The 23,123-nt window shown below is 64.5% G+C and carries 18 protein-coding genes and 2 pseudogenes; 14 read left to right on the top strand and 6 right to left on the bottom strand.

What is annotated here, in order from left to right; genetic code table 11:
* Positions 1-19 precede the first annotated feature (19 nt).
* Positions 20-1,402, bottom strand: coding sequence for an aspartate aminotransferase family protein (locus K6I40_RS23660; RefSeq protein ID WP_222917300.1), 1,383 nt, complete (start codon positions 1,400-1,402; stop codon positions 20-22).
* 261 nt (positions 1,403-1,663) lie between these two features.
* Here K6I40_RS23660 and K6I40_RS23655 point away from each other — a divergent pair, with 261 nt between their 5' ends.
* The 6 genes and pseudogenes from K6I40_RS23655 to argS all read left to right on the top strand — a co-directional run bounded on the left by K6I40_RS23655 (position 1,664) and on the right by argS (position 7,927).
* Complete coding sequence (locus tag K6I40_RS23655) at positions 1,664-2,044, top strand: hypothetical protein (RefSeq protein ID WP_222917297.1); 381 nt, start codon at positions 1,664-1,666, stop codon at positions 2,042-2,044.
* Positions 2,041-2,877: a proline dehydrogenase family protein gene (locus K6I40_RS23650; protein WP_222917293.1), complete on the top strand. Its 837-nt coding sequence runs from the start codon at positions 2,041-2,043 to the stop codon at positions 2,875-2,877. The genes K6I40_RS23655 and K6I40_RS23650 overlap by 4 nt, the downstream gene beginning before the upstream one ends.
* 231 nt (positions 2,878-3,108) lie before the next feature.
* Entirely contained in the window at positions 3,109-4,068 is a 960-nt protein-coding gene (locus tag K6I40_RS23645; RefSeq protein ID WP_222917291.1) for a succinylglutamate desuccinylase/aspartoacylase family protein, read from the top strand.
* A gap of 1 nt (position 4,069) precedes the next feature.
* Positions 4,070-5,227, top strand: a complete 1,158-nt coding sequence (locus tag K6I40_RS23640; RefSeq protein ID WP_222917282.1) for a pyridoxal-phosphate dependent enzyme — start codon at positions 4,070-4,072, stop codon at positions 5,225-5,227.
* A gap of 25 nt (positions 5,228-5,252) precedes the next feature.
* Positions 5,253-5,788: pseudogene (locus K6I40_RS23635) on the top strand (NUDIX domain-containing protein).
* A 361-nt stretch (positions 5,789-6,149) separates the two neighbouring features.
* Positions 6,150-7,927, top strand: a pseudogene (gene argS / locus K6I40_RS23630) (arginine--tRNA ligase).
* A 107-nt stretch (positions 7,928-8,034) separates the two neighbouring features.
* On the opposite strand, the gene K6I40_RS23625 reads toward argS, so the two are convergent.
* Together K6I40_RS23625 and minD are read right to left on the bottom strand one after the other, a co-directional pair.
* Positions 8,035-8,562, bottom strand: a complete 528-nt coding sequence (locus K6I40_RS23625; protein WP_222920447.1) for a hypothetical protein — start codon at positions 8,560-8,562, stop codon at positions 8,035-8,037.
* Positions 8,563-8,882: 320 nt separating this feature from the next.
* A complete protein-coding gene (gene minD, locus K6I40_RS23620) occupies positions 8,883-9,749 on the bottom strand; it encodes a cell division ATPase MinD (protein WP_222917280.1) in 867 nt (288 codons plus the stop codon).
* A 193-nt stretch (positions 9,750-9,942) separates the two neighbouring features.
* Between minD and prf1 the strand changes: the two genes are divergently transcribed.
* From prf1 to K6I40_RS23580, 8 genes are all read left to right on the top strand, one after another.
* Entirely contained in the window at positions 9,943-11,202 is a 1,260-nt protein-coding gene (gene prf1 / locus K6I40_RS23615; protein WP_222917278.1) for a peptide chain release factor aRF-1, read from the top strand.
* A 342-nt stretch (positions 11,203-11,544) separates the two neighbouring features.
* Positions 11,545-11,991, top strand: a complete 447-nt coding sequence (locus K6I40_RS23610; RefSeq protein ID WP_222917276.1) for a universal stress protein — start codon at positions 11,545-11,547, stop codon at positions 11,989-11,991.
* A gap of 69 nt (positions 11,992-12,060) precedes the next feature.
* The gene (locus K6I40_RS23605; RefSeq protein ID WP_222917274.1) at positions 12,061-12,990 is read left to right on the top strand and encodes an NAD-dependent epimerase/dehydratase family protein; all 930 of its coding nucleotides are present in this window, start codon (positions 12,061-12,063) and stop codon (positions 12,988-12,990) included.
* A gap of 112 nt (positions 12,991-13,102) precedes the next feature.
* Positions 13,103-14,263 carry a lysylphosphatidylglycerol synthase transmembrane domain-containing protein gene (locus K6I40_RS23600; RefSeq protein WP_222917272.1) on the top strand — a complete coding sequence of 387 codons (1,161 nt, stop codon included), beginning with the start codon at positions 13,103-13,105 and terminating at the stop codon, positions 14,261-14,263.
* Between the two features lie 24 nt (positions 14,264-14,287).
* Positions 14,288-15,454, top strand: coding sequence for an alpha-1 4-glucan-protein synthase (locus K6I40_RS23595; RefSeq protein WP_222917270.1), 1,167 nt, complete (start codon positions 14,288-14,290; stop codon positions 15,452-15,454).
* A 25-nt stretch (positions 15,455-15,479) separates the two neighbouring features.
* Positions 15,480-16,604 (top strand): extracellular solute-binding protein, encoded by a 1,125-nt coding sequence (locus K6I40_RS23590; protein ID WP_222917268.1) that lies wholly within the window; start codon positions 15,480-15,482, stop codon positions 16,602-16,604.
* 13 nt (positions 16,605-16,617) lie between these two features.
* Positions 16,618-18,837 carry a glycosyltransferase family 39 protein gene (locus K6I40_RS23585; RefSeq protein WP_255681845.1) on the top strand — a complete coding sequence of 740 codons (2,220 nt, stop codon included), beginning with the start codon at positions 16,618-16,620 and terminating at the stop codon, positions 18,835-18,837.
* A gap of 89 nt (positions 18,838-18,926) precedes the next feature.
* Positions 18,927-19,970, top strand: coding sequence for a pentapeptide repeat-containing protein (locus tag K6I40_RS23580; protein ID WP_222917260.1), 1,044 nt, complete (start codon positions 18,927-18,929; stop codon positions 19,968-19,970).
* Positions 19,971-20,059: 89 nt separating this feature from the next.
* Here the strand turns inward: K6I40_RS23580 and K6I40_RS23575 are convergent, their stop codons facing one another.
* Genes K6I40_RS23575 through K6I40_RS23565 form a run of 3 tightly spaced genes read right to left on the bottom strand, consistent with a single transcriptional unit; the run spans position 20,060 to position 23,060 of the window.
* Positions 20,060-20,815, bottom strand: coding sequence for a dolichyl-phosphate hexose transferase (locus K6I40_RS23575; protein ID WP_222917258.1), 756 nt, complete (start codon positions 20,813-20,815; stop codon positions 20,060-20,062).
* A 59-nt stretch (positions 20,816-20,874) separates the two neighbouring features.
* Positions 20,875-22,512, bottom strand: coding sequence for a GMC family oxidoreductase (locus K6I40_RS23570; protein WP_222917256.1), 1,638 nt, complete (start codon positions 22,510-22,512; stop codon positions 20,875-20,877).
* Positions 22,509-23,060: a gluconate 2-dehydrogenase subunit 3 family protein gene (locus K6I40_RS23565; protein WP_222917254.1), complete on the bottom strand. Its 552-nt coding sequence runs from the start codon at positions 23,058-23,060 to the stop codon at positions 22,509-22,511. The genes K6I40_RS23570 and K6I40_RS23565 overlap by 4 nt, the downstream gene beginning before the upstream one ends.
* Positions 23,061-23,123 lie beyond the last annotated feature (63 nt).

The raw sequence follows: 23,123 nt of genomic DNA, 5'->3' as shown, positions 1-23,123 counted from the left end.
CGTTCTCGTCGCTCGAGATTCAGGCCGCTTGTTTCGCTTCCTCAGTCACCTGCTCGATCGCCTCGACGACGACGTTGAGCGCCGTCTCGGCCAGCTCGTGGGTGAGCACCAGCGGCGGCAGGAACCGGAGCACGTTGCCGTGGCGACCGGCCGTCCAGATCAGGACGCCGCGTTCGAAGCAGTACTGCTGGATCGCGTCGACAAGGTCGCCGTCGGGCTTCCCGTCTGCATCGACGAACTCCGCACCGATGAACAGGCCCTTGCCGCGGACGTCGGCGAGTCGGTCGTTGCCCTCGCTGGCTTCGCGGAGTCGGCCTTGAATGTAGTCGCCGAGGTCGCGGGCGTGCGCGAGGAGATCGTGGTCCTGAATGTACTCGATGGCACGGGTACCGGCGCGCATCCCGACGACGTGGCCCCGATAGGTGCCGGCATGGTCGCCCGGGCCCCACGTGTCCAGATCCTCGTGGTACATCGTCGCCGAGAGTGGGAAGCCGACGCCACCCAGCGCCTTCGCGCTCGTCATCACGTCGGGAGCGACGCCGTCCCAATCGCTGGCCCACCACTGGCCGGTGCGGCCGAGGCCGCTCTGGATCTCGTCGAAGACGAGTGTCACGTCGTTGTCGTCGGCGATGTCGCGCAGCCCCTGCAGGAAGCCCGCTGGCGGCGTGACGATACCGCCCTCTCCCTGGATCGGTTCGACGATGATCCCTGCGGGATTCGCCAGCCCGCCATAGGGGTCCTCGACGATCGCCTGGACCTCCTCGAGCGCATGGTCAACCGCGTCCTCAGGCGTCTTGTCCTGTCGGAAAGGGTGGGGGTACGGCGCGTGGACGACGTCGGAGAGCAGCGGCGTGTAATGTTCCTTGAACTTCTTGTTCGACGTGACGCTCATCGCGCCGGTCGTCGCGCCGTGGTAGGCACCGCGGAACGCGATGAGGCCGTCGCCGCCGGTGTTGTACTTCGACAGCTTGATCGAGGCTTCGATCGCGTCGCTACCGGTCGGACCGCCGAAGACAACCTTGTTCTGCCCCTGTAGGCCGTCGGGCGCGATCTCGTCGAGTTTCTCGATCAGCTCGAGACGCGCTTCGGTCGGGAAGTCGACCGTGTGGACGAACTTGTCGGCCTGCTCGTGGACCGCCTCGAGCACGTAGGGGTTCGAGTGGCCGACGTTGAGCACGCCAATCCCCGCGAAGAGGTCGATGTAGGTGTTGCCGTCAGCGTCGCGAACCGTGGCACCCTTCCCCTCCTCGAAGGCGATCGGGATGTCGTCCGGGTAGGCGACCGCACTGCTGTCGATCTCCCGCTGTTTCTCGAGCAGCGCCCGGGTGTTCGGGCCAGGGACGGAGTCGACGTCTGGTGCATCCTCGAAGTGGAGTTCGTCGATCGGCGGTCCTGCCGTCATACGTATGGGCAGGTGAAACAATTATAAATAACTTGTCCACAATATCTATGCAGGCTGTATACAATTATCGATAACAACCTGTGTGTCGAAACCTGATACGGGAAACGCCGGACACGAATTTCGTCTCCGGTTTCGTGGGAGCGACTGAGCGAGCCATCTCCGGTACCCGGTTTGACTATTCGTCGGACGAACGGAACGGTCCGTACCGGAGTTGGAATAATTAGGATAATTTATGTGACTTCGGCGACAAGGAGGGGACGAATGTTACCCGCTGACGGAATCCACGGTTTCGGCGGTGTTCAGGCCGCATTCTGTGCGTACGTGGCTATGACGGCCGGGATTACGATCGGCCTCTGGTGGCTCGGACTGCCGACTACGCTGGCGCTCGTCGCGTTCTTGGCGGTCGGTGCGGTCCTTCTGATCCCGTTTGGCCGGTGTTCGCCGAACGTCATCCTGAACACGCGAACCGGTGAGCGGACGGCGGATCCCTCCACACCGACCACCCGCGAAAGCGACTGCAGGGCGTTCGCACGGTCATCGAACGAATCGCGCGAATCGGCGACGAGTCAGGTCGACGGAGGCGGCTGTCGCCGAGAAACGGAGGAACAACCTTACGCGTGGCGACCAGTATATCTGATATGATCCCGCCCATCGCGAACCGGTTCGTCGCGGGGGAATCTCCTGCGGAAGCGCTCGAGCACGTCCGCCAACTGAACGACCACAATGTGAAGGCCATCGTCAACCTGCTCGGGGAACACTACGACGAGCGCGACCCCGTCGAAGCCGACGCCGCCGAGTACCGACGGCTCGTCGCCGATATCGCGGGTTCCGGACTCGAGGGCTGCATCTCCGTCAAGCCCTCGCAACTGGGCCTGGACCTCGGCGAGGACGTCTTCCGGGCGGAGCTGGCCGACATCGTCGACGCGGCGGCCGAACACGGCGTCTTCGTCTGGGTCGATATGGAGGACCACACGACGACCGACGCGACGCTGGACGCGTTCGAAGCGTTCGCCCACGAATACGGGGGCGGCGTCGGTATCTGCGTCCAGGCGAATCTCCGACGGACGCGAGCCGATGTCAGACGTCTCGCCGACGTCCCCGGCAAGGTCCGATTCGTCAAAGGGGCCTACGATCCGTCGTCCGACGTGGCCTACACCGATTCCGCGCGGATCGATCGGGAGTATCGTGACCTGCTCGAGTACGCGTTCGAGCACTACGACGGCGGGATCGGGGTGGGGAGCCACGATCCGGCAATGATCGAGCGCGCGAAAGCGCTCCACGAACGCCACGGTACCGAGTTCGAGATACAGATGCTCATGGGCGTGCGCGAGGACACCCAGTACGAACTGGCCGACGAGTACGAAGTCTGGCAGTACGTCCCCTACGGCGACCGCTGGCTGTCCTACTTCTACCGGCGGGTCATGGAGCGACGGGAGAACCTCCGGTTCGCGTTCCGCGCCGTTCTCAGCGGCTAAACGAGAGCCGCGAATATCGGCACTGTGTGGGTGTCACAGCGATTCAACTGTATTGGAGCGCTATTAGTGCCTCGGCGTCCCCGCAGACGACAGTACGGCGGGACCACTATCGAGTATCGATCTCGAGCGGCGACGGAAGCGGACCGATCGGCCCGGAGCGCTCGCGTCCGGTGCCCACTGGTCGAGATCAAAGGATAGTATAAAGGCAAACGGATCCATCGTGGTGGACATATGACGACGACGCTCGGAACCGCAAGCGCGGGGCCCGGCGAGATCGATACGGGCCGTCTCGAGATCGGCGAGACACGGGATGGGAGCCCGTTCGGACTGCCGGTCGCCGTAGTAAACGGCGCGGCTGCGGGGAAGACCCTCTACATGCAGGCGGCCAGTGACGGTGACGAACTCAACGGTGTCGGCGTCGTCCAGCGCGTCGTGCCGCGACTCGATCCCGCCGAGATCTCGGGGACGATCCTCATCGTCGGGATCGTCAACTATCACGCGTTCCAGGTCGCCGAACACCGCAATCCGATCGACGACACGAAGATGAACCGCGCCTATCCCGGTAACGAGGGCGGCACCTCGAGCGAGCGGATCGCAGCCGTGACGTTCGACGCCGCGACCAGGGCGGACCTAATTCTCGATCTCCACCAGGGATCGACCAGCCGAATGTTAGACGAGGTCCGCGTTCGCTGCGGGAAGCGCCATCGACTCCACGATCAGTGTCTCGAGCTCGCGAAGGCCTTCGGCTGCGGGTACGTGCTCGACCAGAAGGGACCGGATGGCCAACTGGCTCGCGCGGCCCCCGACGACGGAATTCCGACCGTCGACCCCGAACTCGGCGGCGCGGTCGGCTGGGACGAGGAGAGCATCCGAAAGGGCGTCGCGGGCGTGTTCAACGTGCTCCGATACTACAACTTCCTCGAGGGAGATCAACCACTCGAGTCCCAGACCCGCGCCAGAGGATTCGAGCAGTACGGCGCACCTGCAGGCGGACTCGTGACCATGCACAAGGAACTCGGCGACCGTGTACGACCCGGCGAGACGGTGTTCGAAGTGACGACCCCCTTCGGAGAACCGAAAGCGGAGGTGACGGCCGACGGCGAGGGCATCCTCTGGCGGGCGCGACGACTCCCGCAGGTCGCGACCGGCGAGTACGTCTGTTCGATCGGAACCGACATCGGTGAGTACTGAGATGGCCTCCGATCTAACCTGTCCCGACTGCGGGACCGTCTACGAGGCCGGGCCGGACGAACCGTGGCGCTGTGGCTGTGGCCGCGCACTGGAGTTCACTGAACGCCCTCACCCGCAGGGCGATCCGCTCCCGCTGCACAGCCTCGATACCAGCGAGGGGCTGTGGACGTTCTTCGAGTTCCTCCCGATCGAACAGCACGTCACCTTCTATGAGGGTTTTACGCCGACGGTCGAGGCCCCCGACTGGGACGCGCAGTTCAAACTCGAGTACGTCTTTCCGACGGGCTCGTTCAAGGATCGGGGCGCGACGACGACCCTCTCGCGGGCCATCGAACTCGGCGTCGAGAAGGTCATCGAGGACTCATCGGGCAACGCAGGCGCATCGATCGCGACCTACGCGGCCCGCGCGGGCGTCGACGCGGATATCTACGTCCCGGCGGACGTCAAACAGTCCAAACTGATGGCGATCCAGCGGGCCGACGCCCGCCCGGTTCGCATCGAGGGGACCCGAGAAGACGTGACTGCGGCCTGTCTCGAGGCCGTCGAAGGCGACACGAGCGGCGACGAGACGGCGGCCGACGAGGGCGATGTCCCGTATCAGGCGGGCGAGGGCTGGTACGCCAGCCACGCCTGGAATCCTGCCTTCTACGCCGGGACGATGACGTTCGCGTTCGAGGTGGCCGCCCAGCAGGGGTGGACCGTCCCCGACGCCGTCGTCCTTCCGATCGGTCACGGGACGCTCTTCCTCGGCGCGTATAGGGGCTTCTCCCTGCTCAACGAGGCCGGTATCGTCGACGGAATGCCTCGTCTCCTCGGCGCACAGGCGGCCGGCTACGCACCGATCGTCGCCGCGCTCGGCGGCGATACCATCGACGAGGAGGGTGAGCGGACGGCCATCGCCGACGGCATCAAGATCACAGAACCCGCCCGCGGCACCGAGATCCTCGACGCGATCGCGGCGACCGACGGCGATGCGATCGCGCTCGGCGACGACCCGATCGAGACCGCGCTGGATCGTCTCCACCGCAATGGCTTTTACGTCGAGCCCACCTGTGCGGTCGCGCCGGCGGCGCTCGAGCAGTACCGTGAGGATGGCGTCATCGATGCCGACGACGATGTTGTCGTCCCGCTGACCGGCAGCGGATTGAAAACCCTATGACGGTTCGGTTCTGAAACGTCGATAGATGGTCAGCCGACCGCCGACGTTCTGTCCCGACTGCGGTACTCACCTTGAGTCGATCACCTTCGAGAATCGCGAGCGCATGCGCTGTCCGGACTGCGACGCGATCGTCTGGCACAACCCAGTCCCCTGTGCCGGCGTCGCGGTCGTCGACCGATCAAGGCCGGAGCCGGCAGTGCTCTGCGTCGAACGCGGCATCCCGCCCGGGGTCGGCGAGTGGACGATTCCCGGCGGCCACATAGAGATCAGCGAGGAACCCGCGACGGCGGCCGCACGCGAACTCGTTGAGGAGACCAGCGTCGCCGTCGATTCCGCCGACCTCGAGATCCTGAGCGCGTCGACGATGCCGCCTCGAGCGGGCAAACACGTCGTGACGGTCCACTACGTGGCCGACCGCGCCGACGCCGAGGGGGGCCGGATGCGGGCAGCGACGCGACGGACGCTCGATTCTGGACGCCGGCCGAGTTCGACACTTCTGACGAGACCTTTCGACCGGTCCACGAGGAGCGGTTCCGGGAAGCCGCCGCACTGTTCGAGTGACGAGAGAGATCGGTCTATCATTCGGCTGTGGTGATACTCGTGTGGTCGGATTCGACAACTACGTTGTGTGAACAGTGTGTTCTGACGGAATCGAGGTGAACGAAGTGTCCTGCTATCGTGGCGGCAGGGAATCGCCACGCCCTCCCCAACCGATTCGCTCGCTCCGGAGTCGCTCGCTCATCCCTCGCACGGGTTTGGCGGCCGCCTTCGCTCTCGCTCAGTCGGCTGCCAGTGCGCGCCACCGTATACCGACGCTGGCGCAGGAAACGAGCGAGTAGCCCTCGACATAATGCTCACTCTCGAGACATCCGTCGAGACGAAACCCGACATTCCTTTACTCGAGCCCTGAATACGGGCGGGTATGTTCCTCTCCCTACGCGCGGAGGTCGAGGACGCCCTCGAGGGGCGCTCTCCGAACTCGACTTCCCGACGGACGATCTCGGGATCGAAGAACCGCCGGACGACGTCGAGAGCGTTCTCGCCTCGAACGTGGCGTTCCGACTCGCCGGCGAGGCCGGTGCACCGCCGCCGCAGGTCGCCGGGCAGATCGCCGGCGAGATCGACGCCGACGAACTGACCTACGTTGCCGAGATTCAGACACAGGGCCCGTATCTCAACTTCCTGCCGAGTGACACGTATCTCGCGGCGACGCTCGAGGCGGCAACCGACGAGACGTACGGCGCGCTTTCGGACCGCGAGGAGTCGGTCGTCGTCGAGCACACGAGCGCGAATCCGACGGGGCCGGTCCACGTCGGCCGCGCCCGGAACCCGATCATCGGCGACGCCGTCGCCAATATGCTTGATTTCGCCGGCTATGATGTCGACCGCCACTACTACGTCAACGACGCCGGTCGACAGATGGCCGTCTTCACCTGGGCCTACGAGACCTTCGACGAGGACGATCTTGAGGGAGAGCCCGAACGCGACCGTATCGAGTACGACCTGGTGCGCTACTACCGCAAAGGCAATGCCTACCTCGAGAACGCGCCCGACGAGGCGGCCGAGGAAGCCGAGGCCGAGATCGAATCGATCATGCAGGGCTTAGAGGCGGGCGACGACGAGGCCTACGAGCGGGTCAGCGAGGTCGTCGATCAGGTGTTGGGGGGCATGACGGAGTGTCTTGCTCGCCTGCCCGCCGAGTTCGATGAGTTCGTTAAGGAAACGCGGTTCATGCGCAACGGCGCGACCGACGACCTCGTCGACCGGCTCAAAGAACTCGACGAATCGGTTTACGAGGAAGACGCCTGGCAACTCGAACTCGAGGACCACGGCATCGATAAGAACCTCGTCTTCCTACGCTCGGACAGCACCTCGCTGTACGCGACCCGGGATCTGGCCCACCACGAATGGAAGTTCGACAACTACGACCGCGCGGTGACGGTGCTGGGCGAGGACCACAAGCTACAGGCGAAGCAGGTCCGGACGACGCTCGAACTGCTGGGCAACGAAACCGAGCAGCTTCGGCAGGTGCTCTACTCGTACGTCAACCTCCCTGAGGGGAAGATGAGCACGCGCCAGGGAACCGGCGTCGACCTCGACGATCTGCTCGACGAGGCGATCAATCGCGCCCGCGACGAGGTCGAGGACCGACTGGACGACCGCATCCGTGACGACGACCTGGACGAGGACGACATCGAACGCATCGCCCACCAGGTCGGAATTGGCGCGGTCCGCTACGACATCGTCTCGAAACAGCCGACAAAGGCGATCACCTTCGAGTGGGATCGCGCACTGGACTTCGAAGCCCAGTCCGCGCCCTACGTTCAGTACGTCCACGCGCGCTGCTGTGGCATCCTCGAGGAAGCGGGGATCGACCCCGAGACTGGGATGGCCGACGTCGAGACCGCCGTCGACGCCGACCTGCTCGAGACCGAGGCCGAACGGGACCTGCTCGAGACGATCGCGCGGTTCCCGGCGGTCATCGACGAGGCCGCTGCCGACCTCGAGCCACACCAGATTGCGACCTATACCCGGACGTTCGCCGATCGATTCAATGGCTTCTACCGGGAGTGTCCGGTGCTTTCCGATGACGTCGACCCCGAGGTCCGCGAGGCACGACTGGCGCTGGTCGCGGCCTCGAAACACGCGGTCGCGAACGCCCTCTCGATCCTGGGCGTGGCCGCGCCGCGGTCGATGTAAGATCGGCGACGATCGCTCTCACTACTGCGTCTGTCACGCCGGGCGGCCCCACGGCTGTTCGTCGTTGCAGCCGAAAGAACAACCGGTCAACGCAACTGAGCGACCAGTTACCGCGTTTCGTCGGTGGTCGCGAGGACGGTCTCGACGAACTCGTCTTCGCTCATCTCGTCGTTGATGTACGCGAGCGCCCACTTGACGTCGACGTAGAACGACATCACCTTCGCGCCGTCTTGCTCGAGGACCCACGTGACGCTGTTGATATTGGCCGCGAACTTCTCGGAGTCGGTGATCGCTGCGGCGATCGTGTTCCCGAGGGACTGCAGTTCTGCCCGCAGCGTCTCAGGATCGGTCGTCGTCGTCGTCGCGACGACGTCGATCTCGTCGCCATCCTTGTTGACGTCTTTGATCGACATCTTGTCGCTGCCGACCTTCAGCTTGTCGCGGTCGAGGCCGGGAATATCGGTTTTGTCGTCGGTCTCGTCGGTGTCGCCGGTGTCGTCGCCCCCGTCGTCAGAGAGTGATTCATCGTCGTCGTTCTCCGGGTTGGAATCGTCGTCAGTCTCGTCACTGGAACAACCCGCGAGCACGGTTGCGAGCGCTGCGCCACTGCCGAGGAGGATCTTTCGTCGCTCCATGGACGACCCATCGAGAACCGTCATGATTAGTAATCAGTTCGTTACTGTTTTTGTCGTCGAGGCCGACGAATTCGGGTCCGACTACCCGCTGTGTCGACATCGGAAGGGGGTGACAAACGGATCGAAAGGAGTGCGTTCTCGGGCAGGAGTGTCGATACAGCGAGCGTGACTATCTGCCACCAAAGACAGTCACGTACCGGTGGTAATCACTGCATTCGAGCAGTCGAAACCAAACGAGGAGCGACTCGAGGGCGGAAAGAACCGATTACTGACGACCGTACGGTTTTCGGCCGACGGAACGCAGTCGAATCGAGACAGAATCAGGGATCGGATTCGGCTTCCGTGATCGCACTCGAGACATCGTCGTGAGCTGCCTCCCGTCCGTCGTCTCCGTCGGTCGAATCGGTCGCGGTGGCGTCGGCAGTCGCGGCATGCTCTTCCGCATCACTCTCGTCGCCGTCCGCCGGGACCGGGATTTCGACGCCGGTCAACTCCGCTGTGAGTCGGCGATAGGCGACCGCCGCGGGACCCTGGGGCTCGAAGACGACCAGTGGCGTGCCGGCGTAGACGCTGTCCCGGGCCGCCGGATCCTCGGGAATCGTCCCGAGAAGGGGTACCTCGAGGCGGTCGGCGATCTCGTCGTGAGAAACGTCGCCATCCGGGTGGGTGCGGGTGAGGACGAGACCCGCGATCTCGCCGCCGGCGCGATCGGTCAGTTCGATGGTCTTCTTCGTGTCGTGGACGGCGGCAGGCTCGGGCGTCGAGACGAGGACGACGGCGTCGGCCAGTCCCAGCGGCAGGACGGTCTCGTGGCTGATGCCGGCACCGACGTCGAGAAAGACGTAGTCGAACTGGGACTGCAACTCTTCGACGGCCTCCCGCAGCCCTTCGGGAGAGGTTTCGGCGTACTCGTCGAGGTTCGTGCCGCTCGGGACGGCGACGATATTGTCCGCCAGTCGGTAAGTGGCGTCGTCGATCGATGCATCTCCGGCTAACACGTCGTGTAGGGTAGTCGAGTCAGGGGTGAGGCTGACGAACCCGGCGAGGTTCGCCATGCCGAGGTCGGCGTCGACGATCGCGACGCGCTCGCCGGCCTCGGCCAGCGCTGTGCCGAGGTTGACCGTCGTTGTCGTCTTCCCGACACCGCCTTTCCCGCTCGCGATGGCATAGACCGTCTCATGGGACATACGTAGATACTGTCCGGACAGTGGAACGGCATCACCTTAAATCGTCACCTCCCGACTCGTGGCGAGGGGACGACACGTCGCTGAGACGATTCCGGCACGGGAACCCGGTCGCGCCGACCGTTCCTCCGGCAGCCGTTGGCATCCGGCGGGTGTGTCAAAGGATTCTTACCCACAGCCCCGTTTTATACGGCTAATGAGCCAGGAGGGTGAGCAGGAGCACTCGGACCGGAAAAAGTACGAGTTCCGGAAGGTCATTGAGGACCTAAAGGACTACGACGGCTCCGGAACGCAGCTCGTGACGATTTACATTCCCGACGACAGACAGATCAGTGACGTCGTCCAACACGTCACGCAAGAACACAGCGAGGCGGCCAACATCAAGTCCAAGCAGACCCGGACGGCCGTTCAAGACGCGCTGACGAGTATCAAGGACCGACTGCGATACTTCGACACCTTTCCACCGGACAACGGCATCGTGCTCTTTTCCGGTGCCGTCGACTCCGGCGGCGGCCGCACCGATATGGTCACCAAAGTCCTCGAGAGTCCGCCCCAGCCCATCGAGTCTTTCCGCTATCACTGTGACTCGGACTTTCTGACTGAACCCTTAGAGGAGATGCTGGCCGACAAGGGCCTCTTCGGCCTGATCGTCCTCGACCGACGCGAGGCAAACGTCGGTTGGCTGAAGGGCAAGCGTATCGAGCCAGTCAAATCTGCCTCCTCGCTGGTCCCCGGCAAGCAGCGAAAGGGTGGCCAGTCCGCCCAGCGATTCGCCCGCCTGCGCCTCGAGGCCATCGACAACTTCTATCAGGAGGTCGCGGGGATGGCGAACGACCTGTTCGTGCCGCGACGCCACGAACTCGACGGGATTCTCGTCGGCGGTCCATCGCCGACCAAAGACGAGTTCCTCGACGGCGACTACCTCCACCACGAACTGCAGGACTCCGTCCTGGACAAGTTCGACGTCGCCTACACCGACGAGTCCGGCCTGAAGGACCTCGTCGACAACGCCGAAGACGCACTCGCCGACGCGGAGGTGATGAAGGACAAGAAGGTGATGGAGGAGTTCTTCAAGGAACTCAACGCGGGCGACCTCGCGACCTACGGCTTCGAGCCAACCCGCCGGAACCTGGTGATGGGGTCGGTCGATCGGCTCCTAATCAGCGAGGACCTCCGGAAGGACGTCATTACCTACGACTGTCCTGAGTGTGATACCACCGAGCGCGAGGTCGTCGACCGGCGCAAGTCGACACCGACCCACACCTGTACCGAGTGCGGCACTGACGTCGAAGGGACCGAAGAGAACCGCGAGGACGCAATCGACCACCTCATCGATATCGCCGAACAGCGCGGCACCGAGACCAAGTTCATCTCGACGGACTTCGAGAAAGGCGAACAACTCCTCAACGCCTTCGGCGGCTTCGCCGGCCTGCTTCGCTACTCGACCGGCGTCTAAACACTGGCCTTCGCGACAGGTCAGCGAACCGGTTTCGGCTCCGTATTCCCATCTCTCGTCTATCCCTCATCTCCCAAGAAAACGGCGGGGTTTCGCGCTGCTCTCGCTGTAAGCGCCCCTCGAGGCGGAAACGGAACGTCTGAGACAATGTGTTCCGAGAGGGTACCGAGCAAACTCGCCTCCGTGTAGTACGGCAGTTCGATTCGCCACCGCCGCTCCCGGCTGAGAACATGTATATTTCATGACTGAAACCCGGATACGACGGGAAAAGTAGCGGTCAGGAGTGGGAGCGGAGGTGGTAATACCACACAGATTTACGTATCAAGTTGTCGTATATAGGATATGGAACGAGCACTCGTCGTCGTCGAACCGACAGCGGAAGCCAAAGAACTCGTCCGTGAAGCCGGATCACTTGCCAACGGCGTCAACGCATCCGTCGTACTCATTCACGCGACGACCGATGAAGAATACGCTGCTCGCAGGCAAGCGATGTCATCGATCGCTAGCTCGGGTGGTGAGTATACGGCCGATGATGCCCATGAAGGGGCAGAACAGTTCGCACGGGACGTCGCAGCGGACGTCCTATCCGACCTCGAAATCCAGTACGAAACGGTCGGAGACGTGGGCAAAAAAGGCGACATCATTCTGCAGGCTGCCGAGGAACACGAGTGTGACCATATCTTCCTTCCGGGCCGGAACCGCTCACCCACGGGCAAAGCCCTGTTCGGTGACGCCACACAAAAGGTGGTGTTGGATTTCGACGGGCCGGTCACGGTCGTGACGAACTGAGCCGTCGTTTCCGGGAGCCGCCGACGCCGAACCACAACTACTTATCATGCCGTCAGTGAACCACCGATCATGTCCATCTCGAACCGAAGCGTGCTTGTCACGGGCGGTGCCGGGTTCATCGGCTCACACCTCACCGAGCGCCTGCTCAAGGACGGCACCGACGTAACCGTCGTCGACGACCTCTCGAACGGCGACCGCGACCGCGTGCCCGACGAAGCCGACTTTCTCGAGGCCGATCTCACCGATCCCGACGCCCTCGAGGGACACCTCGAGGAGATCACCCTCGTCGTCCACCTCGCGGCATCGAAACACGTCGACACGGATCGGCCCCACGGCCAGTTCGACGACAACACGCAGATGACCCGGAACATCCTCGAGGCGATGGCCGAGGCCGACGTGACGGAGATTGCCTACACATCCTCCTCGACGGTCTACGGGGAGGCTCCGCGGCCGACGCCGGAGGACTACGCTCCCCTCGAGCCGATCAGCGCCTACGGGGCGAGCAAACTGGCCGATGAAGGGCTGCTCTCGGCGCGGGCCCATAGCCACGACCTCACCGTCTGGAATTTCCGATTCGCGAACGTAGTTGGCCCGCGCCTTCGTGGGGCAGTGATCCCCGACTTCATCGAGAAGCTTCAGGAGAATCCGGAAACACTCACTATTCTCGGCGACGGCCGTCAGGAGAAGTCCTATCTGCACCTCGAGGACTGTCTCGACGCGATGCTCTACACCATCGAGCACGCCGACGACGCGATGAACACCTACAACCTCGGCACGCGCACGACGACCTCGGTCGACCGGATCGCGACCATCGTCGCCGAAGAGTTAGGCGTCGATCCCGACCGGGAGTACACGGGCGGCGAGCGCGGCTGGACCGGCGACGTGCCGAAGATGCGTCTCTCGATCGAGAAGCTCTCTGCACTGGGCTGGGAGCCCCATCTCTCGAGCGACGAGGCGGTCCGCCGATCGACCCGCGAGATCATCGACGAACTTCGCTGAGAAGGGAGACTGCGGCTATTCTATCCGCGTGAAATGTACGCGAGAGTGATCGTTGCCTCCGTCTAGAGGAGTTTTAGGTGGGCTTAAATATCTGGACTCGAAGGACCCGAGCATGAACGATGGGGGTGAGAGAACGGGCTCGCAAGATGTCGACCGCGAGTCGCGTTCGGGGACCGATAGATCAGCGAGCGATAGGCTCGCCGCGGCACTGACTCGCCGTCGACTGACGATCGCGGGAACGATACTCGTTCTCGTCGGTCTGCTCGTCGCCCTCCGAGAGATCGATATCCGGACCGTTACGACCGAGATCTCGAGCGCTGATCCGCTCCTGATCGGCGCCGCGATCGCCGTCTATGCCGTCTCGTGGCCACTTCGGGGTCGCCGGTACGGCGACGTGCTGGCCGCGATCGGATACCGAGGCGGGACGGTCGTTCCGACACTGGCCGTCTTCGTCAGTCAGACGGCGAATCTCGCGATTCCGGCGCGGGCCGGTGACGCGGTTCGTGCATACGTAATGCGGACCCATCGCGACGTTCCCTACACCGCTGGCTTCGCGTCGCTGGCCGTCGAGCGAGTGTTCGATCTGGCGACGATCGCCGCGCTCGCGGGGCTCGCGACGGGCTGGCTCGCGCTGGGCGGGTGGGCCGGTCCGCTCGAGATCATCGCGGAGGCCGGCGGCGCGCGGACCGCCCTCCTCGCTGCAGTGGGCGTGAGCACGGCGACCGCCGGTGTCGGCGTCGTCATCGTCACGTCCGCTCGAGCCGATCACGGACTAGGCGTGTGGCTCCGGACGCGAGCGAACGATCGGCCACGACTCGAGGGGGTGCTTGAGGCCGCGCTCCGATTCGCGGGCGACGTACAGATCGTCGCCCGTCAGCCGCGAGCGCTGGCGACGATCGGGGCAGGGAGTCTGCTGGTGTGGATACTCGACGTTCTCACAGCGGTGCTCGTCCTCGCGGCGCTGGGTAGCGGGCTCGCGGTTGGCACGCTGCTGGCGGTCGGGACGCTGGCGGTCAGCGTCGGAAACCTCGCGAAAGTCCTCCCGCTGTCACAGGGCGGCGTCGGGCTCTACGAGGCCGCGTTCACGGCGCTCGTGGTCGGGTTCACTCCGATCGGTGCGAGCACGGCGCTGGCCGCGGCGATCGTCGATCACGCGCTGAAAAACGGCGTAACGCTGGTCGGCGGGGCCGGTGCAGTCACCTCATTGGGTGTTTCGCTCTCGGATGCGGCAGAGTCGAACCCAGAAGAGATACGGGAGACCGATAAACTTTAGGCAGGCCTAAAAGATAGCGGTGCAATGAGTCAGGACATCTGCGTCATCGTCCCGACAATTCGGGAGTACGAGTGTCTGCGCTCGTACTTCGGAAACGCTCGCAATCACGGGTTCGACCTCTCGCGGCTGCACGTCGTCCTCGTTACCGAGGACTTCTGTGAGACTGACGGGATGGAAGCGATGCTCGAGGACGAAGGCGTCTCGGGCGAGGTCTTCGACGGGAGCCGCCGCGAGGAGTGGTACGCTGACCACGACGTCTCCGAATACGGTCACGTCGTGCCAGCGGCGAGCCACGCCGAGACCAGCTTCGGGCTGCTCTACATGTGGGCTCACGACGAGTTCGACTACGGCTTCTTCATCGACGACGACACGCTCCCCCACGAGGATCAGGACTTCTTCGGCATGCACATGGCGAACCTCGCCTTCGAGGGCGAGATTGAGGCGGTCTCCTCGGACGAGCAGTGGGTTAATGTCCTCTACCAGAACGCCGACGAACACGGGCTCTATCCGCGCGGCTACCCCTATTCGGCGATGAACGAAACGGTCGAAACCGGGACGACCGAGATCGGCGGCGGCGAGGTTGTCGCCTCGCAAGGACTGTGGACCAACGTCCCCGATCTCGACGCCGTCCGCATTCTGATGGACGGCGACCTCGAGGGCCAGGCTCAGACCCGGACCTCTAGCGACGATTTCGGCGACGATTTCGTTGCCGCACGGGGCAACTACCTCACCGTCTGTTCGATGAACCTCGCCTTCCGTCGCGAGGTAATTCCCGCGTTCTACCAGCTCCCGATGGACGACAACGAGTGGGCGGTCGGCCGCTTCGACGACATCTGGTCGGGCGTCTTCCTCAAGCGTGCCTGCGACGTGCTCGGCAAGCGGATCTACAACGGCGCGCCCCTCTGTGAACACAACAAGGCCCCCCGCAGCACCTTCGACGACCTGAACAACGAGGTGCCCGGCCTCGAACTCAACGAACACCTCTGGCGCGTAATTGACGATGTCGGCGGCGACGCGGACGACTACGCCGACGTCTTCGAAGCAATGGCCGACGAACTCGCCGACGGCGACTGGGAGGAGTACAATAACGGCGCGTTCTTTACGTACGTCGGCGAACACATGCGCGACTGGCTCGACTGTCTGTCGGCTCTCGAGCAGACGACACGAATTGCGGGGAATCGACGCCTATAAGTACATTTAGGTCGGCCTAAACCACATGACGAAGCGACACGATTTCACGGCCCGGCGGACATTTCTCGCCGGATCTGCTGGACTTGGAATGGCCGGCCTGGCCGGTTGTACGGGGTTGATCGGGAACGACGAGGAAGAGGAGGGGAACGTCTTCAAGCAGATCGGCTCCGGCCGTGCAGGCCGTGGCCAGCCCGGCGGGACGCCGATGGCGGAACTGCCCGACCTCGAGGGCGAACTCCACATCTACTCCGGGCGAAACGAGTTCCTCGTCGGGACGCTCATTAGCAGTCTCGAAGATCAGTACGACGATTTCGTGGTCGACGGCCCCCGGTACGCCGACTCCTCGCAGCTCGCAAATCAGATCGCCGAGGAGGGATCGGGCACTGACGCTGACGTTTTCTTTACTGTTGACTCGGCCGCGCTCGGCGAGGTCGCAAACGAGGGGATGGCCCGATCGCTTTCTGACGATGTCTTGGAGATGGTTCCCGCGGAGTTCCAGACCGACCAGTGGGTCGGGACCTCCGGACGCGTCCGGACGATACCCTACAACACAGAGGCGTTCTCCGAGAGCGACATGCCCACGAGCATCGACGCCTACACCGACTTCGAGGGCGACCTCGGCTGGGCCCCCTCCTACGGCTCCTGCCAGTCGTTCGTCACCGCGATGCGCCTGCTCGAGGGCGAAGAGACGACTCGAGAGTGGCTTCAAGCGATCGTGGACAACGGCATCACCGCGTACAACGACGAGATGGCAGTCTGTCAGGCCGTCGCGGACGGCGAAATCGATGCTGGATTCACGAACCACTACTACATCCAGCGGGTCCTCGAGGGATCCCCGGACGCGCCGATCGAGACGGTGTTCACCGACGGCGACGCCGGTGCGACGTTCGACGTCGCAGGCGCGACCGTCATCGAAAACACGGACACCCCCGAGCTGGCGGAGAACTTCGTCCGTCATCTGCTCTCGGCGGAGGTCCAGGAGTTCTTCGCGGTGGAGACGTTCGAATACCCGCTGATCGCGGAGGGCGAACCCGTCGGCGAACTGCCGCCGACCAACGAACTGGACGTGCCGGATCTCGATCCGTCGGAGCTGTCAGACCTCCAGCCGACGCTGGACCTGATGCGCAGCATCGACGGCATCAGCATCTGAACCCCCTCTTCTCGTGATCCACGATCTGATTCGCCGGGTTCGGTCGGGGGACGCCCTCAGCGAGCGGCCACGCCGCGTTCACCTGGCCGCACTCGCCGTCGTCTGTCTCGCCGGCCTCGCAGTAGCGATCCTCGCGACCGAGCTCTTTCCCTATCACTCGAGCAATGACGACGAGGGAGTCTATCTCCTGCAGGCCGCCATGCTGCTCGAGGGACAGCTCACGCTTCGGGCCGGCGAACTCGCCGACGCGTTTCAGCCGTGGTTTTTCGTTCAGGACGGCGGCCGACTCTACTCGAAGTACTCGCCGGTTATCCCCGCGATGTACGCCGTCTCGATGGCGCTGTTCGGCGAGCCGCGGGTGACGCTCGTCGCCGTTGCGGTGGGCAACGCTGCACTGGTCTTCGTCCTCGGCTCGATGGTGTTCGACCGGCAGGTCGGCGTCGTCGCCGCGGCTGTCTTCGCCGCCGCCCCCATGACGTTACTGACGTCATCGGTGTTTCTCCCGTATGCACCGACGACGCTACTGAATCTCCTCTTTGCGGTGTGGTACCTCCGCGGCGTCCGTGGGGGGCGACTCCGCGACGCCGTCTTGGCCGGTGCGGCGATCGGACTGGCCTTCTTCGCTCGGCCGTACACCGCCATCCTGTTCGCCGCACCCTTCATCTGTCACGCGGGCTGGTCGGTATTGCAATCGGTTCGGGGCCGCTGGTGGGAGCGGGGACTCAGACCGCTTCCGGGACCAGTCCGGCGAAACGGTCTCACCGCCGCAGCCGGATTCGCATTCGTCGGGCTGGCACTCGCGTACAACGCTCGCGTCACGGGATCACCGCTTACCTTTCCGTACGCTGCGTTCGCCCCGCTCGACGGGCCCGGGTTCGGCCACCGCGAACTCCTCGACCACTCGCTCGAGTACACGCCGGCAGTCGCCCTCGAGGCGAACGGGGCTGCCCTCTGGTACTTCGCTACGCGCTGGTTCACAGCCGGACCGCTCGGAACGGTCGCCGCACTTGGGGGGCTGGCCGTCGCGCTGTGGCGGTGGCTCCCCGTTCCAGAATCCGGCGGAACGGGCAACTGGAAGAGCGACCGAACCGCGGGCCTGCTGCTGGCCGGGCTCTTCATCTCCGTCACGCTCGGGAATGTCGCGTTCTGGGGCAACTACAACGTCCACGAGGGGATCGCCGATCCGACCACCGGACTCCTCTCGAAGTTCGGGCCGTTCTATCACTTCGACCTCCTCGTCCCCCTGTCGATCTTCGCGTCGTTCGGCGTCGTCGTCGGCGTTCGGCGGTGTCGCGACGCCGCGGTCCGAAGCCGAATCGCGACCGTCGCCTCGCCGCGGACGGCTCGAGCCATCGTCCTCGTCGCCCTGCTCGTGAGCGTTCTCGTCGCCGGCGCGGCGAATGCCGCCCTCCTCTCGGCCCCAGTCGAACGAAATGCCGTCCACACCGAGCGCTTCGAATCCGCCTACGAGCCCGTCGAGGAGCACGACCTCGAGAACGCGCTGGTCTTCATGCCGACACCCTACGGCCAGTGGCAGAATCACCCCTTCCAAGCGCTCCGGAACGACGGCGGCCTCGACGGGGAGGTCGTCTACGCACTCGAGGGGGCACCAGCCCGCGATTTCGCCGTCCTCGATGCCTATCCGAACCGGAGCTACTACCGCTACAGCTACCGCGGTGAGTGGACGGCAACGCCTGATGACGAGATCGTCGCCCAACTCGAACCGCTCTCGGTCCGGTCGGGCGAGCGACTCGAGGGGACCACCACCGTCGGGATCGCCAGCCGTGTCGATCGGGTGCGGGTCCGCCTCGAGAACAACGGCGAGGTCGCCGGCTACACCGTTGCCAACCCCGATAGCGAACTGTCCGTCGGGTGGGCCCTCGAGCGCGATGCATCGACCGGAAGCGATACAGAAGCGAACGCCACCGACGACCGCGGGATCGGTCACCTGAACCGATCACCGAACGAGACAGTGTCGTTCGACGGGGCCGACGAGGTCGTGCTGACGATCACGCAGGTCCAGCCGGAGGGCGCAACGTACACCTACCGACAGGCGGTGACCGTCCGTGCGACCGAGGACGGCGTCGAGGCGATCCGGCCGCCCGAACGGACGGGCTGTCGGCTCGTCACCGACTGCGGCACCGAGGGAACCTACCTCCCCGACCGGCCGGAGACCCACAGCCGGTGGGAGACATTCGAGACACGACTCGAGGAACGGGAGTCGGCGTCGTAGGGGCGGTTCGGCTGTCGGCGAGTCGACGAGCGGTGCGATGGGGCATTTCAGGCACCAGCATTAGGGGCCGACTCGCCGCCAAGACGCCTATGACCGAGAAACGGTGCGGTACCGTCACGAGCAGTAGTGGAGTCGACGACGCCGGAGCGGTCTGTTGCTGGCGGCCCACATGGCGGGACACCGACCGCTGCATCTGGCACACCGAGACCGCCGTTCCGGCGGCGGCGTACGAACAGGAGCAGCCGGAGCCGGACGAACGGCTCGACGGGGCGAACTTTCAGGGAGCGACATTGAGCGGAAAGTCGTTCCTCGCGGGGCGATCGCTCGTCGAGGCGGACTTCACGGATGCGGTCCTCGACGGTGCTGATCTCTCGGGGACGGATCTTCGCCGGGCCACGTTTCGGGACGTTGACGCCCACGGAACGTCGTTCCGGAACGCGAACCTTCACGATGCGGTATTCGTCTTCGTCGATCTCCGCGGTGCGGACTTTCGGGACGCGAGACTCTATCGTGCGGGCCTGACCGACGTTCGACTCAATCTCGAGACGGCGTTCGGCGAGCGGTCGGTGTACGAAGACGAGATCCCCCAAGCGTCGTCAGACGACCAACTCGCGGAACGAGCCGACTCCGCACAGTGGGTCTACCGGGAGCTACAGCGGCTCTATGACGAGAACGCGTTCCCGGAGCGAGTCCACACCTACTACCTTCGCGAGATGAACTTCCGCCGGCGACAGGCCTGGCGACTCGGAAACTACCTGCAGGCGATGAAGCTCGCCGGCTCGCGCTGGGTCATGCAGTACGGGACGAGCCCGTGGCGGGTCGTGGCGACCTCGCTGCTCCTAATCCTCGTCTGTGCGGTGCTGTATCCGCTGACAGGCGGCATCCGCGAGGTCGGTACCAACAGTGCGGTCACGTACCAGATCGAAAATCCCGCCGACGCGCCCAGTCGCGTCCTCGTTCAGGCGTTCCTCAAGAGCCTCTACTTCAGCGTCATCACCTTCGCCACGCTGGGATACGGTGACATCCAGCCGGTCGGAGGATGGGCCCGCGCTGTCGCTGGTATCGAAACCCTGCTCGGATCGCTCTTGATGGCGCTGCTGGTCTTCGTCCTGACGAGAAGCGTCCACTACTAGGTTTACAGCGACCCGATCTGAATCGGTCGTTGAGGCCATCGCTCAGGCATCGAATCGGGGCACGGTACGCTGTCAGCACACGGGAATCGCTACTGCGTCGGCCGGTGTGGCAGCTCTCGGAGCCGCTCCTCAAGGGAGACTTTGACGATCGATCGCGCGATTTCGAGACCGCCTTTCAGCGGATCGAGTTTCGTCTGCCCGGCGCGCTCACGGTACTCGATCGGGTGTTCGCGAACGTCGTAGCCCCGCATCAGCGGGCGGATCAGGAGTTCGGCCGAGAGGCCGGTGTTCTCGGTCCACTCGATCGATTCGACGACATCGCGGCGATAGGCCCGCATTCCGGTAGTCGTGTCGTGGACGCGGGTGCCCATCAGCAGACTCGCGATCGCCGCGAACGCGTGATTCCCGAAGCGGTTGAACGCCGGCATCGCGTCGGCACCGTGGTAGAGTCGATCGCCGCTGACGACGTCGTGGCCCTGATTGATCAGGGCGAGGAACTCCGGCAGTTGTTCCATCGGGTAGGTATCGTCACAGTCAGTCGTCACGACGATCGGCCGATCGGGCCCTAAAATCGCCGCGCGGACGGCGACGCCGTACCCTTGCGGTCGCTGTTCGATGACCGTCGCGCCGTGCTCGCGTGCGATTTCGGGCGTGCGATCCGAGGAGCCGTCAACGCAGACGACCTCCGCCTTCCCATCGGTGACGTCCTCGATGTCCGAGAGCACTGTGCCGATCGCTTCCGCTTCGTTGTAGGTCCCCATGACGACGCTGACATCGTCGAAGGTGTACCGTTCGCCGGATTCGTTGCTCCCCCCTGTCGTCTCGGTCTGCTCTCCGCTACTCATTGACGGTACTCTCGACCCGCCGCATTTATGCTTTAGGTTTGCCTAAACGGGGCCGGCGATTACGCGGACTCGAGGATGTGATCCGCGGCCTTCAGCGCGAGCGCCGCGATCGTCAGCGTCGGGTTCATCGCCCCGGCGGTCGGGAAGACGCTACTCGAGGCGATCCAGCAGTTTTCGAGGTCGTGCGTTCGCAGCGTGGGATCGACGACGCTCTCGGCGGGATCGTTCCCCATTCGGGTCGTTCCCATGTGGTGGTTGGTCGGAACGGTGTTTTCGGGACCGTCCTGCCACTCGATCTCGGCATCCAGCTCCTCGAAGACGTCCCGCTGGATCTCGTTTGCCCGTTCCATCGTCCGGCGTGCTCGATCGCCGACGGTCCAGTGGACATCGGGGACGGGGTTGCCGTGATCGTCGGTCCGCTTGGGATCGAGGCCGACGTAGCTGTCCTCGCGGGGGAGCTGTTCGACCAGCGCGCCCATGGCGATGTGATTGCCGTAGCCGTCTTGGATTCGCTCGAGCAGGGCATCACCCCAGTCGTCGCCGGTCAGCGCCATGCCGACCGGCGAGGGCCCGGCGAAGTTGAAGAACTCGAGTTTGAAGGGGGCGTACTCCTCGTCGGCATCGTCGTAGAACTGGTGGGACTCGCTGGTCAGGAAGCCGACGTGGTTCTGCCGGGTCGGCTCGTCGAGGACGCCGAATGTGCCCGCAAAGCAGTGCTCCATGAAGTATCGGCCGACGAGGCCGCTCGAATTAGCCAGGCCGTTGGGGTACTGATTCGATTCGGAGAGCAACAGGAGGCGGGGCGTCTCGACGCCGCCACAGGCGACGACGAAGTCGTCGGCCGCCTGCCGATGGCGCTCGTCGTCAGGTGTCGCGTAGACGGCCGCCGAAATCGAATCAGCGTCGTGCTCGAGGCGCTGGACAGGCGCATAATCGATCACGGTCGCGCCCTCGCGTTCGGCACGCTCAACGTGGACGGTCGCATCGTACTTCGCGCCGGATGGACAGACGGGTTGGCAGGTTCCGTAGCCGACGCAGGCGCTGCGGTCGTCATAGCCCTCGGAGTTTCGCGCGTTGGGCACGGAGTGCATCGCGATCTCGAGTTCGTCGCAGGCCTCGGCGAACAGTCTATCGCTGTAGGAGGGCGGAAACGCCGGCATCGGATGCGGCTCTTCGCGAGGCGGCGCGAAGGGGTTGTCGGCGGCACCGGCGATCCCTAGTTCCCGCTCGGCCTGAGCGTAGTACGGTTGGAGGTCCGCATAGTCGATCGGCCAGTCCGTCCCGACCCCGCGGACGCTCCGGGAGTTGAAATCGGCCTCGTGGAGGCGCATTACCATCCCCTGCCAGTGGAGCGTCGACCCGCCGACGCCCTTGACTCGAGCGCGGTTCAGCGGGTAGTGCTGGTCACCCGATGTCGAGAACGCATCGCGCTCGGGATCGCCGTCCCAGACGTCCTGACGACCGTACGCTGGTCTGATCGCCCGCTCCTGTCTGGCGAGCCTGTCGACCGAATCGAACCGCGGCCCGGCCTCGAGGATCACGACCTCGCGGCCAGCCTCGGCGAGTCGATCTGCGACGATCCCGCCGGCTGGACCCGCGCCGATCACGCAGACGTCGGCGTCCTCGACCGGCGTGCGATCCGCGTCCTCGTCGGTGACGGGCGCCGCCGACTCGGCGGGCGGTCGACTGCCGCTCACGCGCCGGACCCCCGCTGGTAGCTCTCGAGCCCGCCCGAGTGGCCGATCGGGTTCTCGATGCCGGCTAACTCGCCGCCTGTCGGCGAGGTGTACAGTGCCAACAACAACTCATTAACGACGTAGTAGCGCATCCGTTCGGCGGGCCGCCCCTCGGGATCTTCCGCCGCGGTATCCGTGCCGATCTCCCGCAGGCACCGATCCCGATCGTCCGGCGAGAGCGCCGGGAAGGAATCGCCGAACCAGTCGTCGGCGCGCTCGTTCAGTGTCGTGACCGTGGCGTCGACGTTCGCTGCGTGGGACTGATCCTCGAGTCGCCCCTTGAGGAAGGTCTCGACGAACGTCGCCGTGCCGGTGACCTCGCTGGGGTAAACGACCTCGGCGACTGCGACCAGCGTCTCACGAATCCGTTCGGTGTCGATATCGGCCGACGGATCGTCATCGCTCCCGTCGGGGGCGGATCCGGTCGGGGCCGCACAGCCCGACAGCGTCCCGCCACCGACGCCGAGCGCGGCCAATGCGGCGACCGCGTCTCGCCTGGTCAGCTCCATGCGAGGGAATTAGGCAAACCTAAACCTTATACTCGTTGGAACGAGACGCTCGAGTACCCACCG

Source organism: Natrinema sp. SYSU A 869 (assembly GCF_019879105.1).
Lineage (GTDB): Archaea > Halobacteriota > Halobacteria > Halobacteriales > Natrialbaceae > Natrinema.
This window is presented reverse-complemented; position numbering and strand designations above follow the sequence as displayed.